At 71.5% G+C, this 14742-nt stretch carries 14 protein-coding genes; 5 read left to right on the forward strand and 9 right to left on the reverse strand.

Annotated elements, in window-relative coordinates; genetic code table 11:
• Positions 1-54: 54 nt before the first annotated feature.
• The gene (locus ACZ5DS_RS19930) at positions 55-1557 is read right to left on the reverse strand and encodes a DUF6777 domain-containing protein (RefSeq protein ID WP_468240147.1); all 1503 of its coding nucleotides are present in this window, start codon (positions 1555-1557) and stop codon (positions 55-57) included.
• Between the two features lie 328 nt (positions 1558-1885).
• Between ACZ5DS_RS19930 and ACZ5DS_RS19935 the strand changes: the two genes are divergently transcribed.
• A complete protein-coding gene (locus tag ACZ5DS_RS19935) occupies positions 1886-3154 on the forward strand; it encodes a streptophobe family protein (RefSeq protein ID WP_468240149.1) in 1269 nt (422 codons plus the stop codon).
• 23 nt (positions 3155-3177) lie between these two features.
• Here the strand turns inward: ACZ5DS_RS19935 and ACZ5DS_RS19940 are convergent, their stop codons facing one another.
• From ACZ5DS_RS19940 to ACZ5DS_RS19955, 4 genes are all read right to left on the reverse strand, one after another.
• Positions 3178-4155 carry a serine/threonine-protein kinase gene (locus ACZ5DS_RS19940; RefSeq protein WP_468240152.1) on the reverse strand — a complete coding sequence of 326 codons (978 nt, stop codon included), beginning with the start codon at positions 4153-4155 and terminating at the stop codon, positions 3178-3180.
• Positions 4155-4706, reverse strand: coding sequence for a hypothetical protein (locus ACZ5DS_RS19945; RefSeq protein WP_468240154.1), 552 nt, complete (start codon positions 4704-4706; stop codon positions 4155-4157). Before ACZ5DS_RS19945 ends, ACZ5DS_RS19940 begins: the two co-directional genes overlap by 1 nt.
• Entirely contained in the window at positions 4703-7054 is a 2352-nt protein-coding gene (locus tag ACZ5DS_RS19950; RefSeq protein ID WP_468240157.1) for an FHA domain-containing protein, read from the reverse strand. Before ACZ5DS_RS19950 ends, ACZ5DS_RS19945 begins: the two co-directional genes overlap by 4 nt.
• 83 nt (positions 7055-7137) lie before the next feature.
• The gene (locus tag ACZ5DS_RS19955; protein WP_468240159.1) at positions 7138-7548 is read right to left on the reverse strand and encodes a hypothetical protein; all 411 of its coding nucleotides are present in this window, start codon (positions 7546-7548) and stop codon (positions 7138-7140) included.
• Between the two features lie 317 nt (positions 7549-7865).
• Here ACZ5DS_RS19955 and ACZ5DS_RS19960 point away from each other — a divergent pair, with 317 nt between their 5' ends.
• Positions 7866-8246 carry a nuclear transport factor 2 family protein gene (locus tag ACZ5DS_RS19960; protein ID WP_468240162.1) on the forward strand — a complete coding sequence of 127 codons (381 nt, stop codon included), beginning with the start codon at positions 7866-7868 and terminating at the stop codon, positions 8244-8246.
• Between the two features lie 153 nt (positions 8247-8399).
• Here ACZ5DS_RS19960 and ACZ5DS_RS19965 read toward each other — a convergent pair whose 3' ends face one another.
• Both ACZ5DS_RS19965 and mgrA read right to left on the reverse strand, forming a co-directional pair.
• Positions 8400-8621, reverse strand: a complete 222-nt coding sequence (locus ACZ5DS_RS19965) for a cupin domain-containing protein (protein WP_468240165.1) — start codon at positions 8619-8621, stop codon at positions 8400-8402.
• A 381-nt stretch (positions 8622-9002) separates the two neighbouring features.
• Positions 9003-10007 carry an L-glyceraldehyde 3-phosphate reductase gene (gene mgrA / locus ACZ5DS_RS19970; RefSeq protein ID WP_468240168.1) on the reverse strand — a complete coding sequence of 335 codons (1005 nt, stop codon included), beginning with the start codon at positions 10005-10007 and terminating at the stop codon, positions 9003-9005.
• A 111-nt stretch (positions 10008-10118) separates the two neighbouring features.
• On the opposite strand from mgrA, the gene ACZ5DS_RS19975 reads away from it, so the two are divergent.
• The 3 genes from ACZ5DS_RS19975 (at position 10119) to ACZ5DS_RS19985 (ending at position 13137) form a co-directional block, all read left to right on the forward strand.
• Positions 10119-11033: a LysR family transcriptional regulator gene (locus tag ACZ5DS_RS19975; RefSeq protein WP_468240170.1), complete on the forward strand. Its 915-nt coding sequence runs from the start codon at positions 10119-10121 to the stop codon at positions 11031-11033.
• A 67-nt stretch (positions 11034-11100) separates the two neighbouring features.
• Entirely contained in the window at positions 11101-12594 is a 1494-nt protein-coding gene (locus ACZ5DS_RS19980; RefSeq protein ID WP_468240173.1) for a carotenoid oxygenase family protein, read from the forward strand.
• A 27-nt stretch (positions 12595-12621) separates the two neighbouring features.
• Positions 12622-13137 (forward strand): mycothiol transferase, encoded by a 516-nt coding sequence (locus ACZ5DS_RS19985; protein WP_468240175.1) that lies wholly within the window; start codon positions 12622-12624, stop codon positions 13135-13137.
• Here the strand turns inward: ACZ5DS_RS19985 and ACZ5DS_RS19990 are convergent.
• Entirely contained in the window at positions 13119-14189 is a 1071-nt protein-coding gene (locus ACZ5DS_RS19990; protein ID WP_468240178.1) for an adenosine deaminase, read from the reverse strand. The genes ACZ5DS_RS19985 and ACZ5DS_RS19990 overlap by 19 nt on opposite strands.
• Before the next feature lie 62 nt (positions 14190-14251).
• Positions 14252-14644 carry a VOC family protein gene (locus ACZ5DS_RS19995; RefSeq protein WP_468240181.1) on the reverse strand — a complete coding sequence of 131 codons (393 nt, stop codon included), beginning with the start codon at positions 14642-14644 and terminating at the stop codon, positions 14252-14254.
• Between the last annotated feature and the right edge of the window lie 98 nt (positions 14645-14742).

The following is a 14742-nucleotide window of genomic DNA, read 5'->3' on the forward strand; positions in this document are numbered from 1 at the left end:
TCGGCCGGGCATTCCCGGCGCACCACTCACTGCACCTTGGGCCGTCTCCGGCGGCTACTGCTTGTTCTGCTGGTTGTCCTGGTGGTTCTGCTGGTTGTTCTGCTGGTTGTCCTGGTGGTTCTGCTGCTGGTCCTGCTGCTTGTCCTGCTTGTTCTGATCTTGCTGGTTCTGCTGCTGGTCCTCCGGGTTCTGCTGGTTCTGATCCTGCTGGTTCTGCTGCTTGTCCTGCTTGTTCTGGTCCTGCTGCTTGTCCTGCTTGTTTTGGTCCTGCTGCTTGTCCTGCTTGTTTTGGTCCTGCTGCTTGTCCTGCTTGTTTTGGTCCTGCTTGTTCTGATCTTGCTGGTTCTGCTGCTGGTCTTGCTGGTTCTGCTGGTTCTGGTCCTGCTGGTTCTGCTGCTGGTCTTGCTGGTTCTGCTGGTTCTGGTCCTGCTGGTTCTGCTGCTGGTCCTGCTGGTTCTGCTGGTTCTGGTCCTGCTGATTCTGCTGCTGGTCCTGCTGGTTCTGCTGGTTCTGGTCCTGCTGATTCTGCTGCTGGTCCTGCTGGTTCTGGTCCTGCTGATTCTGCTGGTTCTGGTCCTGCTGATTCTGCTGCTGGTCCTGCTGGTTCTGCTGCTGGTCCTGCTGGTTCTGCTGGTTCTGATCCTGCTGGTTCTGATCCTGCTGGTTCTGGTTCTGCTGGTTCTGCTGCTGCTCGTGGTCGTGCTTCCCCGGCTTCTGCTGCTCCTCGTGGTCGTGCTTCCCCGGCTTCTGCTGCTGCTCGTGGTCGTGCGGCTTCCCGGGCTTGTGCGGCTCGCTCGGCTGCCATGGGGCCGCCGGCGGCTTGGCGTGCTGGTCGTGGCGGCCGGTGTCGTCGCCGCTGTGACGGTGGAACCAGTCGTCGCGGTGCGTGTCGTAGACCACGAAGACCTTGACGACCGTTGGCGCGGGCGTCACCACGACGAGCTTCGAGGGCTGGTACGACGCCCAGTGGTCCCCGGTCGGCCGCAGGGTGGTGTGCTGGGCGACCGGCGGGGTGAGGGGGTTGCCGCAGGCGCACCGGACCCGGGGCACGCCGTGCCCGTCGACCAGAACCGCGGTGCCCGCCTGGAGGACCGCCTGGTAGCTGGTGGGCGCGCCGTCGCGGTAGCCGTGGTTGGTGACACGGGTGTCCGCGCGCAGCAGCACAGAGGTGAGCGAGCGCAGGTAGGCGGGCACGCCGGAGGGCTTGACGGCGGCCACGACGGCGAACGCCCGGCTCTTGTTCGAGTCGGCCTGGAGTGCCTTGATCTGCTTCTCGACGTCACAGCTGGATGTCTTCCGAGTACCCCCGTACAGGCCCGGCGTCCCGCCGTCCACGCCTTGCACCTGGCTGGCGGCCCCGGAGGGAGCGGCGGGCGCGGCGGACGTGCCTTGGGTGGGCGAACTCTCCTTCACCGTCGAGTCCGTATAGGGGTCGGGGCCCTTGCTGGCGGCGGACTGGAGGAACATCTCGCCGCCCTTGGCCGTACCGCCGCCGAAGCGGGTGAAGACCACCGCCAGCACCACTGCCGCGACCACGGCCATGGTGAGGACCGTCACGCGCGGCGCGGACCTCCACCACGGCAGGTGCGGTCCTCCCGCAGCGGAGCTGCCGCCCGAGGGCGGCGGGGGCGGGGGCGGGGGCGGGCCGGAGGGTGGCTTGGACGGGCCTGACAGGGGGCCGGAGGGCGGCCCGCTGGGGTTGCCGAAGGACGGAGGTTCGACGCTCACGAGCACACTTCTTCCCGTCGCGATGCGCGGCTTCTCTCGGCAAAGTGATATAGATCCTTTTTTCCATTGTGCGCCCTGGCCCGGACCCCTCGCACGCCGCCCGCCGGACGGCCCATCCGGCGGGCGGCGTGCCCGGCTGCTGCCTAGCGTGGCAAGCGTGAGCCCTCCGACCGTCTCCGCTCGGCCCGTCGCCCGCCACGGCTGGGTCCAGGCCGTGGCCGCGGTCCTGGCGGGGCTCGCCGTCATGGTGGTGTGCGCAGCGCTGGGGCTGTGGGCGGCCGGAGCGGCGGACCTACCGGACGGCGCCTTCGCCCGGGTGGTGACGGCGACGGTGGTCGCGGCGGTCGGCGGCACCCTTGAGCTCTCCGGCACCGCGGGCGAGCTCGCCCGGACCCGGGCCGGCCTCACCGTGATCCCGCTGTCGGTGACCCTCGCCGGTGCCCTGGTGGTCGGCGCGGGCTTCCTGCGTCCGCTGCGGCACCGGGCGGTCGCCTCGGCCCGGGAGCTGGCCGGCTGGGGCGCCCGGATCGCGGTGGTGTGGCTGCTCGCGCTGATCGGCCTCGCCCTCGCCGCGCGGCAGACCTTCGCCGTGGACGTGGGCGAGGGCACCCTGAGCGATCTCACCGACCTGTTCGACGCCGCGCCGAAGGTCGGATTCCTCACGGACGTGCCGCTGACCGTGCTGTTCGGGCTGCTGTGGCTGGCCGGAGTGCTGGTGCTGGCCCTGCTGGTCGCGCCCAGTGCGCCGCTGCCGGGGCGGCTGCTGCGCTTCCGGGAGCCGGTGCGCCCGGCCGCGCACGCCATGGTCGTCCTGCTGCTCGCCTACGTCGCTCTGGGCCTCGTCGTCGCGCTGGTGTCGATGGTGAGGCGCGGGCACGTCGCCGAGACGTTCGCGGTGATCCTGCTCGGGCTGCCCAACCTGGTCTGGCTCGCCCTCACCCTCGGTCAGGGCGCCACCTGGCACGGCCGCGTGGACGGCCCGTTCGGGCTGCCGATGCCGCATGTGCTGGACGAGATCCTGCGCACCCCCGACGTCGCCACGCTGAACCTGCACACGCTCACCGACTACGACAGCGGGATGTGGTGGCTGCTGGTCACGGACGCGGTGGTGCTGACTGCGGTGGCCTTCCTGATGGCGGTGCGTTCCCCGGCCGGTGTCCGGGCCTGGCAGCACGCGCTGCGGCTGGCCGTGGCACTGGCCCTGACGGTGTTCACGATCTGTCTGCTCTGCCGGCTCTCGGCGCACTACGGCCTGTCGCTGCTCGGTATCGGCGACCTGGGCGGCGGCCTGTCCGGGGAGCTGTTCCTCCAGCCCCGGCTGTGGCAGGCGGTGGGCCTCGGCGTGCTGTGGGGACTGGCCGCCGGCTTCCTGGGCGCGCTGCTGGCACGGCCGGTGCACCGGCGGGGCAGGGTGAAGACCGCCTGACGAAAGCCCTCCGGCGGAATGCCCTAGCGGAAGACGGGGTCGGCCCACCCCGGTGGCTGCCGGGGTTCGGGGGGCGCCCGCATGCTGGTCTCCGTGTCCGGCAGGTCGTCGTCGGGGGCGCCGGCGCCGACCGGGGCGTCGCGCAGGGCGGCGACGAAGTCGTGACAGGTGTCGTAGCGGGCGTCCGGGCTCTTGGCGAGGGCCCGGGCGAAGACGGCATCGACAGCTGGGGCGAAGCCGGGGCGGGCCCCGCTCGGCGGGGGCGGTTCGTCGTACTGGTGGGCCCAGAGCAGGGCCATGTCGTCCTCGCGCACGAAGGGCGGGTGTCCGGTCAGGGTCTCGTAGACGACGCAGGCGAGGCCGTAGACGTCGCAGCGGCCGTCGACGGGGCGGCCGGAGATCTGTTCCGGGGCCACGTAGTCGAGGGTGCCGACGAACTGGCCGACGCTGGTGAACCCGGTCAGGGACAGCGACTTCTTGGTCAGCCCGAAGTCGGTCAGGTAGACGTGCTCGGGGTGGTCGCTGTCGGTGCCCTGGGCGACCAGGATGTTGCCGGGCTTCACGTCCCGGTGGACCAGCCCGTGTTCGTGGGCGGCGTCGAGCGCGGAGGCCACCTGCGCGGCGATGCGTACGGCGGCCTCGAACGGCAACGGCCCGCGCTCGTCGAGAAGATGGCGCAGATCGCTGCCGCAGACGTAGCGCATGGCGATGTAGAGCACGCCGTCCGTCTCGCCGGCTTCGAAGACGGGCACGATGTGCGGGTGGTCGATCGAGGCCGCCACCTGGGACTCGTGGGTGAACCGCTTGCGGAAGGTGTCGTTGCGGGCGAGTTCCGGGGCGAGGAGTTTGAGCGCGACCGTGCGGTCCAGGCGCAGGTCGCGGGCACGGTAGACGACGGCCATGCCGCCGCGGCCGATCTCGCTCTCGACGAGGTAACTGGCGATCTGGCACCCGATCAGCTGCGAGGGCCGGCGGGAGGACAGGCTGGTCTGGCGCGCCATCAGGGCTCACCCCTGGGGGCGGTGAACCGGGTGGGGGCGTGCCCGGCACCTTCGTCCGACGCGGCCCGGTCGGTGGCGTAGGTGTGCAGCCGCCGTCCGTCGGCGTACAGCCACCGTCCCTCCTCGGGGTCGTACAGCCACATGGACTCGCCGTCGACCACGACCCCGATCCGCAGCCCGCGGGTCCGTTCCTCGAAGGACTGCCCGTCCAGATCGCCGGCCGCGAGGTCGGCCACGGCCGACCGGTAGTCGGCCAGCGCCTGTTCGGCGCGGGCCAGCAGGGGCTCCGGGTCGGCGGTGCCGGCCAGCGGGCTGTCGGCGGCGGGCGGGTCCTGGGGTACGGCGACCAGATGGCGGCCGTCGACCCAGGCGGCCCAGCCGTTGGCGCAGCGGATGTGTCCCCAGTCGCCGAGCCGCTCCACGAGCACCACGGGCAGCAGCGGGTCGAGGGACACCGTGGGCCGGGACGGGTCCGGGGCCTCCCAGGCGGGCATGCCCTTGGGCGGGACGACGTGCGTGGGCCGGAATCCGAGGGGCGGCTGTTTCGTCATCGCTCACCCTGCTTCCGCATCACGGCGGGTTCGTGCCGGCGCAGCAGCCGGTCGACCAGGAGGCCGTAGCAGGCGGCCAGGACCACCAGCAGGGCGAGGTTCAGCAGCCAGACGCCGGCCGAGTGCCCGAACAGCGGGTCGGCGGTCAGGTCGCCGGGGACGGTCCGGGCGAGCCCGATCGTGCCGGCCATGGCGCCGAACGCCCAGCGCGAGGGCACCAGCCAGGACAGCTGTTCCAGGCCGGGTACGCCGTGCAGCGGGAGCAGGGCGCCGCAGAAGACGACCTGGACGACGGCGAGCAGCACCAGCAGCGGCATCGTCACCTCCTCCTTGTGCACCAGTGCGGAGATCAGCAGGCCGAGCATCATCGCGGTGAAGGACAGCAGGGCGACGGCCAGGGTGATCTCGACCAGGGGCGGCAGCAGGACGCCGTGTCCGCCGGGGGCGCCCAGGTCGACGCCGAGCAGGGCGACCAGGGTGAGCACGACGGCCTGGAGGACCGTGATGGTGCCGAGCACCACGATCTTGGACATCAGGTACGCCGGTCTGGGCAGGCCGACGGCGCGTTCGCGCCGGTAGACCGCGCGTTCCTTGACGAGTTCGCGCACCCCGTTGGCCGCGCCCGTGAGCACGGCGCCGACACACAGGATGAGCAGCGCGTTCATCGCCGTGTCCCGGGTCAGCCTGCCGCCCGCGAGGGCCCGGTCCATGGCGCCCATCACGAACGGCAGGGCGATCATGACGGCGAGGAAGGTGCGGTCGGCCGCGAGGACGGCGGTGTAGCGGCGGACCAGGGTGGCCAGCTGTGCCCGGAGGCTGCGCGGGCGGGGCGGTGGTGCGGGGGCGGCCGGCGCGGAGTCAGGGCGGCGGGGCTGGGTGGTGGCCTCGGTGACGTAGTGCCGGTGGAACGGCGAGTCGCGGAACTCCCCGGCCCAGTCCCGGTCCTGGTCGCGGTCGAAGGCCTCGAAGGCCTCCGGCCACTGCTCGAAACCGAAGAAGGCGAGGGCGTCGTCGGGCAGGCCGTAGTAGGCGGTCCGGCCGCCGGGGGCGAGCACCAGCAGGCGGTCGCAGACGCCGAGACTGAGGACGCTGTGCGTGACCACGATGACGGTACGGCCGGCGTCGGCGAGACCGCGCAGCATGTGCATCACCGACCGGTCCATGCCGGGGTCGAGGCCGGAGGTCGGCTCGTCCAGGAACAGCAGCGACGGCTTGGTCAGCAGTTCCAGGGCCACGCTGACCCGCTTGCGCTGCCCCCCGGAGAGGGTGTGCACGGCTTGTCCGGCGTGCCGTTCGAGGCCCAGTTCCCGGATCACCTCGTCCACCCGGGCCCGTCGCTCGGCCTTCGCGGTGTCCTCGGGGAAGCGCAGTTCGGCGGCGTAGGACAGGGCGGCGCGCACCGTGAGCTGGGGGTGCAGGATGTCGTCCTGCGGGACCAGGCCGACACGCCCCTGCAGCTCGGCGTAGTCGTGGTAGAGGTCTCGGCCGTCGTACAGGACGGTGCCGTGGTCGGCGGGCCGCTGGCCGGTGAGGGCGTTCAGCAGCGTGGACTTGCCGGCGCCGCTCGGTCCGACCACCGCGAGCAGGCACTTCTCCCCCACCGGGAAGGAGACGTGGTCGAGGAGGACCCTGCTGCCGCCGTCGACGGCGACCGTGAGGTCCTGCACGTCCAGGGAGATCTCGCCGGTGTCGACGTACTCCCGGAGTTCGTCGCCGACCAGGCAGTATGCGATGTGGCCGATGCCGATGACGTCGCCGGGGCCGACCGGGGCGCGGGTGACGGGCCGGCCGTTGAGGTAGGTGCCGTTGTGGCTGCCGAGGTCGACGATCTCGAAGCCGCCGTCGCCGTGGGCGCGCAGTTCGGCGTGCCGGCGGGAGACGGTCAGGTCGTCGACGACCAGGTCGTTGTCGGCGGCGCGCCCGATGCGGACGGTGTGCGTGGGCAGCGGCCGTACGCTGCTCGGGGTGCGGAAGGTCCCGGTCAGCTCCGGATGCGACACGCCCCCGGGGCGGCCGGCGGCGGGTGCGGGCGGGACGAGGGGGACGGCGCGGGGGCCGTCGTCGGGGTTGCCGAAGCGGACGACGCTGCCGGGGCGGACCTCCCACGCCTGGATGCGGCGGCCGTCGGCGTAGGTGCCGTTGGTGCTCTGTGCGTCCTCGAGCGTCCAGTGGTCGTGGCCGCAGCGCAGCACCGCGTGGTGCCACGAGACCCGCGCGTCGTCGAACACGATGTCGCTCAACGGATCACGCCCGACGTGGTAGTCGTGGCCCGGGCTCATCACCGTGGAGCCGGTGTCGGTCTCCAGGACGAGGTCGTGCGCCGTCGGGGCGACCGGTCGCTCCGCCATGGTCCGGATTCTACCGATTTGCCCATCTGTGTGCCCGTGCGGTCGGGACGGCCCACTGGGTACGACACCCGCCGTGGCACGTGTCAGGCGACGGGAACGACGAGCGCCGGGAGGATGCGCTGCATACGCACCGCGTCGACGGACTCGGCGAGCAGCTCGTACTCGGTGGTGTCGTCGCTCGCGGCGATCCGCACCAGCCGCCCGCCCGCCAACTCGTCCGCGACCAGCTCCTGCTGGACCGTGTCGGCGCACCAGGTGCGCAGCAGCGCGGGTACATCGGCCACCGTGTCCGCGACCGGGACGAGGGCGCCCGCGGGGAAGGCGGGCCGTTCCGGGCTCGGGTCGAGCCGTTCGGCGATCCAGGACGCCCGGTCCCGTAACCACCACAGGGCCAGCGCCAGGGTCGGTGCGCGATAGGTGCCGAGCGGTACGCCGATACGCTGTCCGCCGCACGTGCCGTACGCGGTGACATGGCACAGGAATTCGTCGTGCACGATCACTCCCCCGAACGTAGCGCTGGTGTGCCGGCGCGGCCCTCGCTTTCCGTGCGGCTCCTGTGCGGTGAAAGTGCCCCTGGCGTTCGAGTATCGCCACTCCCGAAACACTGTCACCATGTCTTTCCGGCCAGTCTCTTGGCATATTCACCGCCCGTTCTGGCCGAAAATGCACCGGCCAAACGGCGCCCCGGTCATGACCCGGGAGGTAATCGACCCGGCCCCGGCCGCTCGGGCATGGTGGTCACACCGGATCGGCGAAACCCCGAATCCGGGTCCTGACCAGTAGATACGACCTCGACGGAGGCTGATTCGCCATGACCGTGAACACCAGCAGTTACGAGAGTGCCGTCGCCCGTTACTTCGAGGCCTGGAACGCCACCGAGCCGGAGGCCCTGAAGAAGGCGGTCGCCGCGGCCTGGACCGCGGACGGCAGCTACACCGACCCGCTCGCCGACGTCCGCGGACACGACCAGATCGCGGCCGTGATCACCGCAGTCCACGAGCAGTTCCCGGGGTTCGCCTTCCGCCCCCTCGGCACGGTGGACGGGCACCACGACACCGTGCGCTTCGGCTGGGAGCTGGTGAACGAGGCGGACGGCTCGGCGCCGGTGGCCGGGTTCGATGTGATCACCCTGGACGGCGAGGGCCGGATCCGGCAGGTGCTGGGCTTCCTGGACCGGATGCCGGCGGCCTGAGGCCGGAGCCGCGTCGAGTTTTCCCGCTCGCGGGGTCAGGTGGGGAAAAGGCCCGGAGAACGGATCCACGGGCGGCCCGGAAAAAGATCACCGCGAGCGGCGACCATCATGAACGACACCGGCAGGAACAGGGCCCCCGACGAAAGTGGACGACTAATTCACCGGGGTCCGGCGCAAAAGCCGGAGAAAGGCGGCTGGACCTAAGCGGTCCGGCCGCGGTCCGCCGCAATTCTCCGGCATCAGCTGCGCGGCGAGCCGGCGCAGCACCGGTGCCTCGGCCGCGGCCGCACGCACGTGGATCAGCTCGGGCAGGGCCCGGCGCAGCAGGTCGCCGCTGTCCCGGCTCAGGTCGATGTGCCCGGAGCCGCACACCACCTCCGCTCCCCCGCCGAGCGCTCCGATGCGGGACGCGGATCCACGGCGACGTCCGCCGGGTCGATCGGCTCGAGTCCGGGCTCACTGCACAGGACGTACGGCCGCCGCCCGTCGGAGACGACGTGGGCCGACCGGTGCGAGATCCCGCCCGCCAGATGAAGACGGTCGCGCAGGGTGCGGCCACGAGTGGCTGGTGCGCCACCAGCCCGCAGCTCGCCGGGCTGGGCGGTGCGTACTGCGAGAACTGCGACATCAGCCCCTTGGTGACCCCTGAGAACGAGGCCGAGCGGAGGGCGGAACCAAGACTGATCGCCTGCTGCCGTACGCCGTCGACCCTCAGGCGGCCGCCCGCCTCTGGGAGGTCAGCGGGCGGCTCACGGCCTAGCGAGCGGCTTTCGGTCGTACGATCGCGTCGATCCGCGCCAGCTCCTCGTCCTCGAAGTCCAGGTTGCGGATCGTCCCGACGCTGTCCTCGATCTGCTGCGGGCTGCTCGCGCCGACCAGGGCGGAGGTCACCCGGCCGCCCCGGAGCACCCAGGCCAGGGCCAGCTGGGCCAGGGTCTGGCCGCGGGACTTGGCGATCTCGTCCAGCGCGCGCAGCCGGCCGACCAGGTCCTCGGTGACCGCGTCCGAGTTCAGGAAGGGGCTGTCGCTCGCGGCCCGGGAGCCCTCGGGGATGCCGTCGAGGTAGCGGCCGGTGAGCAGGCCCTGCTCCAGCGGGGAGTACACGATGGAGCCGACCTGCAGCTCGTCCAGGGCGTCCAGCAGGCCCTCGTCCTCGGGGCGCCGGTCGAGCAGCGAGTAGCGCGGCTGGTGGATGAGGAGCGGGGTGCCGAGGTCGGCGAGGATGCGCGCGGCCTCGCGGGTCTGCTCCGCCGAGTAGTTGGAGACGCCGACGTAGAGCGCCTTGCCCTGCTGCACCGCGGTGTGCAGGGCGCCCATCGTCTCCTCCAGCGGAGTGTCCGGGTCGAAGCGGTGCGAGTAGAAGATGTCGACGTGGTCCAGGCCCATCCGCGTAAGGCTCTGGTCGAGCGAGGACAGCAGGTACTTGCGCGAACCCCATTCGCCGTACGGGCCGGGCCACATGAGGTAGCCGGCCTTGGTGGAGATCACCAGTTCGTCGCGGTACGGCGTGAAGTCGGCCTTGAGGGCCTCGCCGAGGGCGGACTCGGCGGCGCCGGGCGGCGGGCCGTAGTTGTTGGCGAGGTCGAAGTGGGTGACGCCGAGGTCGAAGGCGCGGCGCAGAATGGCGCGCTGGGTCTCGACGGGCCGGTCGGGCCCGAAGTTGTGCCACAGGCCGAGCGACAGCGCGGGGAGCTTCAGCCCGCTGCGTCCGGTGCGCCGGTAGGGCATGTCGGCGTAACGGTCGGGGTGTGCGGTGTACAACGCGACTCCAGAGGGGTTGGCACACGATCTACCGGTGCCACTCTTCCGCGCACCGCAGGCAGCGGTCCAACAGGAGAATCCGATGGAATTGTGCGGCTAGGCTTCTCAATCATGGAACTGCGTCACCTCCAGCACTTCGTCGCGGTCGCCGAGGACCAGCACTTCACCCGGGCGGCCGAACGCCTGATGGTGTCCCAGTCCGGCCTGTCCGCCTCCATCCGGGCTCTTGAGCGAGAGCTGCGGGCGCCGCTGTTCGTGCGCACCACCCGGCGGGTGACGCTCACCGAGGCGGGGCGCGCGCTGCTGGTGGAGGCCGAGCGGATCCTGGCGCAGGTGCGTTCGGCGCACGAGGCGGTGGCGGCGGTGCAGGGCGTGCTGCGCGGCACGCTGGCGCTCGGCACCGAGCAGTGCATCGCCGGGGTGCATGTGGCGCGGCTGCTGGCGGCCTTCCGGCGGCGGCATCCGGATGTGGAGATCGGGCTGCGGCAGGCGGGTTCGGGCGCGCTCGCGGAGGATGTGGCGGCCGGACGCCTTGACCTGGCCTTCGCCTACCGCACCCGGGCGGACGGCGACCAGCTTCGCTCGGTGTCGCTGACCAGTGAGCCGATGACCGTCCTGTGCCATCCCAGCCACCGGCTCGCCTCGGCCGGCGCCGTACTCACGCCGGACGATCTGACCGGTGAGGTCTTCGTGGACTTCCACCCGGACTGGGGGCCCCGCCGCACCACCGACGCCGCCTTCACCGCGGCCGGTGTCGGGCGCACGGTCGCGCTGGAGGTCAACGACGTGCACAGCCTGCTGGACCTGGTCGACGAGAACCTCGGCATCGCCGTCGTACCCCGGCACTTCCGGCACAAGCGGCCCTCGCTCACGGCGCTCCCGCTGAAGGGCATGGGCGAGGCGGAGTACGAGACCGTGGCCCTGCTGCCGCCGGAGCGGGCCACGAGCCCCGCGGCCCGCGCGCTGGTCACGCTCCTCGAAACAGGGGGGTTGGCACCACCCCAGGACGGTCCTCAGGCCTCCTGATTCCGGCCGCCCGCCGCCGCAGACTCATGACCGTCGGTCATGTCAACGGCGAGCAGGAGGACGGAAGATGGCAGAGCACACACGGCGGACGGTGCTGCGGGGCGCGGCCGGAATCGCGGCGGCGGGCGCACTCGTAGGCACGGCGGGACACCAGGCGGCCCCACGAGAGATGACAGATCGTCACTATCCTTTTCTGGAGGGTGCCTTCAGGCCCGTCACCGAGGAGCTGACGGCCTTCGACCTGCCGGTCACCGGCCGCATCCCGCGCGAGCTGAACGGCCGCTTCCTGCGCAACGGCCCCAACGTGCTCGGTCTGGAGGACCCCCGAGCGCACCACTGGATGCTCGGCGAGGGCATGGTGCACGGGGTGCGGCTGCGCGACGGGAAGGCGGAGTGGTACCGCAACCGGTGGGTGCGCTCCTCCCAGGTGGCGAGGAAGCTCGGCGAGCCCCACCCGGGTCCGGTGCCACCCGAGGACTTCGCCTGCAACACCCATGTGATCCCGTACCAGGGGCGGATCCTCACGCTGCAGGAGAGCGGTCCGCTGCCGTACGAACTGGACGGCGAGCTGAACACGGTGGGCACCTACGACTTCCGGGGCACCCTGGAGGGGGCGTTCACCGCCCACACCAAGTACGACGCGCACGCCGGGGAACTGCACGCGATCGCCTACCACCCCACCTGGGACCACGTCCGGCACCTGGTCGTGGACTCCTCCGGGCGTGTCGCTCGTACGACCCGGATCCCGGTGGCGGACGCGCCGATGATGCACGACTTCGCGCTCACCGAGAAGCACGTCGTCGTCTTCGACCTCCCGGTCACCTTCGACCCGGCGGCCGCCGAACGCGGCGACCCGGTGCCGTACCTGTGGAACCGCGCGCACCCCACCCGGGTGGGCGTCATGCGGCGGACCGGCGGCCCGGTGCGCTGGTTCGGCATCGACCCGGTCTTCTACTCGCACACCCTCAACGCCTACGACGAGGGCTCGTCCGTCGTCGTCGACCTGACGACCTATCCGGCGCCCTTCTACGTCGCCGGGCGCGGCTCCGACGGGCCGTACGGGGCGGGCACGGTGAAGCTCGAACGCTGGACGGTCGATCTGCACCACGGGCGGGTACGGCAGCGGATCCTGGACGACCGGCCGCAGGAATTCCCGCGTGTGAACGAGGCGTTGGTCTCCCGCCGGCATCGGTACGGCTACTCGGCCGCGGCCGCCGACATGATGCTCGCGTATCTGACGCCCGACGGTGGCAACCCGCCGGACCGGGCCTTCTCCGACGCGCTCTTCAAGCACGACCTGCTGCGCGGCACCACCCAGGTGCACCGGCTGCCCCGGAACGCGGCGGCGGGCGAGGCGGTGTTCGTGCCGCGCGACCCGGGCGACCGGAAGGCGGCGGAGGACGACGGCTACGCGATCGCGTACGTCCACAACCCCGACCGGGGCGCCGCCGACCTGGTGATCCTCGCCGCGCAGGACTTCTCCGGCGAGCCGGTGGCGCGGGTGCATCTGCCGGGGCGGGTGCCGCTCGGCTTCCACGGGAGCTGGATTCCGGACGCATGAGCGCGCGCGATGCGCCATGGTGGACGCATGCACGCAAAGGACATCCTCATCGACGGCTACGGCCGCATCCAGGAAGAAGTCCATGCCGCCCTCGACGGCCTCGGACCGGACGAGCTGCACTCCCGCCCGGCCCCCGACGCCAACTCCGTCGCCTGGCTCGTCTGGCACCTCACGCGGGTGCAGGACGACCACATCGCCGACGCCTTCGACCTCGACCAGGTGTGGCTCTCCCAGGACTGGCAGAAGCGCTTCGGCCTCGACCTGCCGCGCCACGACACCGGCTTTGGGCACAGCCCGGCGAAGGTCGCGAAGGTGCGGGTCGAGTCGGCCGATCTGCTGACCGGGTACTACGACGCCGTGCACGAGCAGACCCTCGGCGCCCTGCGCTCACTCGCCGCCAAGGACCTCGAACGGATCGTGGACGAGCGCTGGGATCCCCCGGTGACGCTGGGGGTCCGCCTGGTGAGCGTCCTGTCCGACGACCTTCAGCACATCGGACAGGCCGCCTACCTCAGGGGGCTGCTTCAGAGCGCGGCCGCGTAACCCGGCAGGACCACGTCCTGGATGAGGGCGCCTCGCTCGTCGAACGGGATGAACGCGCTCTTGACGGCGTTCACCGTGACCGTGCGCAGGTCCTCCACGGTCCAGCCCGCCTCCTCGACCAGCAGGGACATCTCCCGGGTCATCGTCGTACCGGAGACCAGCCGGTTGTCGGTGTTGAGGGTGACCCGGAAGCCCAGGTCCTTCAGCGCGGTGATGGGGTGCTCGGCGATCGAGGTGGCGCAGCCCGTCTGGAGGTTGGACGTCGGGCACATCTCCAGCGCGATCCGGCGGTCGCGCACCCAGCCGGCCAGGCGGCCGAGCTTGCCGTCCACGATGTCCTCGGTGAGGCGCACGCCGTGGCCGATGCGCTGGGCGCCGCACACCTGCAGGGCCTGGTGGATGCTGGGCAGGCCGTGCGCCTCGCCGGCGTGGATGGTGAAGGGCACGCTCTCCCGGCGCAGGTGCTCGAAGGCGGCCAGGTGGTCGGCGGGCGGGAAGCCGTCCTCGGCGCCGGCGATGTCGAAGCCGACGACACCGGCGTCGCGGTAGGCGACGGCCAGCTCGGCCGCCTCGGCGACCCGGTCGAACATGCGCATGCCGCACAGCAGGGTGCCGACGCGGACGGGCGTGCCGGCGGCGGTCGCCTTGGCCATGCCGGCGGCGAGGCCCTCCTGGACGGTCTCCACGACCTCGCTGAGCGACAGCCCGCCGTTCGTGTTCAGCTCGGGGGCGTAGCGCACCTCGGCGTAGACGACACCGTCGGCGGCGAGGTCGAGGACGTACTCCTCGGCGACGCGCAGCAGGCCCTCACGGGTCTGCATGACGGCGAGGGTGTGCTCGAAGGTGGCTATGTAGCGGACCAGGTCGCCGGAGTTGGCGGCCTCGAAGTACCAGGCGGCCAGCTCGTCGGGGTCGGTGGTGGGCAGGGTGTGGCCGACCGCGGCCGCGAGCTCGACGACGGTGGCGGGGCGCAGACCGCCGTCCAGGTGGTCGTGCAGGACGGCCTTGGGGAGGCGGCGGATCACTTCGGCGTCTACGCGCGTAGCAGTCATGGCGGGTCTTTCCTTGAGCAGGCGGTTCAAAGCGGCGGGAGGAGCGTGCGGCGGGAGGGGGCTCAGTCGGCGGGCTGGAGCAGGTCCCAGCGGTTGCCGTAGAGGTCCTGGAAGACGGCGACCGTGCCGTACGGCTCGTGGCGCGGCTCCTCCAGGAAGGTCACGCCGGCGGCGGTCATCCGGGCGTGGTCACGGGCGAAGTCGTCGGTGTGCAGGAAGAACCCGACCCGCCCGCCGGTCTGGTCCCCGATCCGGGCGCGCTGGTCCTCGCCCTTGGCGCGGGCGAGCAGCAGACCGGTGCCGTGGCCCTCCGTGCCGGGTTCGACGACGACCCAGCGGGAGCCGTCCGGCCGCGGCGCGTCCTCGGCCAGCCGGAATCCGAGGGCCTCGGTGTAGAAGCGGATGGCCTCGTCGTAGTCGTCGACGACGAGGGTGACCAGGGCAACGCGTCGCATCGGGGCCTTCCGGAGGGTGTGGTTAGCGGGTGAGGTTATACGTAAAACTTCGCGGACGCCAGTCACCCGCCGCAAGGGCGGGTTCAGCCGCCCCGGAG

It is taken from the genome of Streptomyces sp. NPDC031100 (assembly GCF_055570785.1).

What these genes read in the sequence shown, in the direction of transcription:
- ACZ5DS_RS19940 (WP_468240152.1), bottom strand. Translation starts at nt 4,155, where the DNA reads ATGGCGCGCCAGACCAGCCTGTCCTCCCGCCGGCCCTCGCAGCTGATC.
- ACZ5DS_RS19945 (WP_468240154.1), bottom strand. Translation starts at nt 4,706, where the DNA reads ATGACGAAACAGCCGCCCCTCGGATTCCGGCCCACGCACGTCGTCCCG.
- ACZ5DS_RS19950 (WP_468240157.1), bottom strand. Translation starts at nt 7,054, where the DNA reads ATGGCGGAGCGACCGGTCGCCCCGACGGCGCACGACCTCGTCCTGGAG.
- ACZ5DS_RS19960 (WP_468240162.1), top strand. Translation starts at nt 7,866, where the DNA reads ATGACCGTGAACACCAGCAGTTACGAGAGTGCCGTCGCCCGTTACTTC.
- ACZ5DS_RS19975 (WP_468240170.1), top strand. Translation starts at nt 10,119, where the DNA reads ATGGAACTGCGTCACCTCCAGCACTTCGTCGCGGTCGCCGAGGACCAG.
- ACZ5DS_RS19980 (WP_468240173.1), top strand. Translation starts at nt 11,101, where the DNA reads ATGGCAGAGCACACACGGCGGACGGTGCTGCGGGGCGCGGCCGGAATC.
- ACZ5DS_RS19985 (WP_468240175.1), top strand. Translation starts at nt 12,622, where the DNA reads ATGCACGCAAAGGACATCCTCATCGACGGCTACGGCCGCATCCAGGAA.
- ACZ5DS_RS19990 (WP_468240178.1), bottom strand. Translation starts at nt 14,189, where the DNA reads ATGACTGCTACGCGCGTAGACGCCGAAGTGATCCGCCGCCTCCCCAAG.
- ACZ5DS_RS19995 (WP_468240181.1), bottom strand. Translation starts at nt 14,644, where the DNA reads ATGCGACGCGTTGCCCTGGTCACCCTCGTCGTCGACGACTACGACGAG.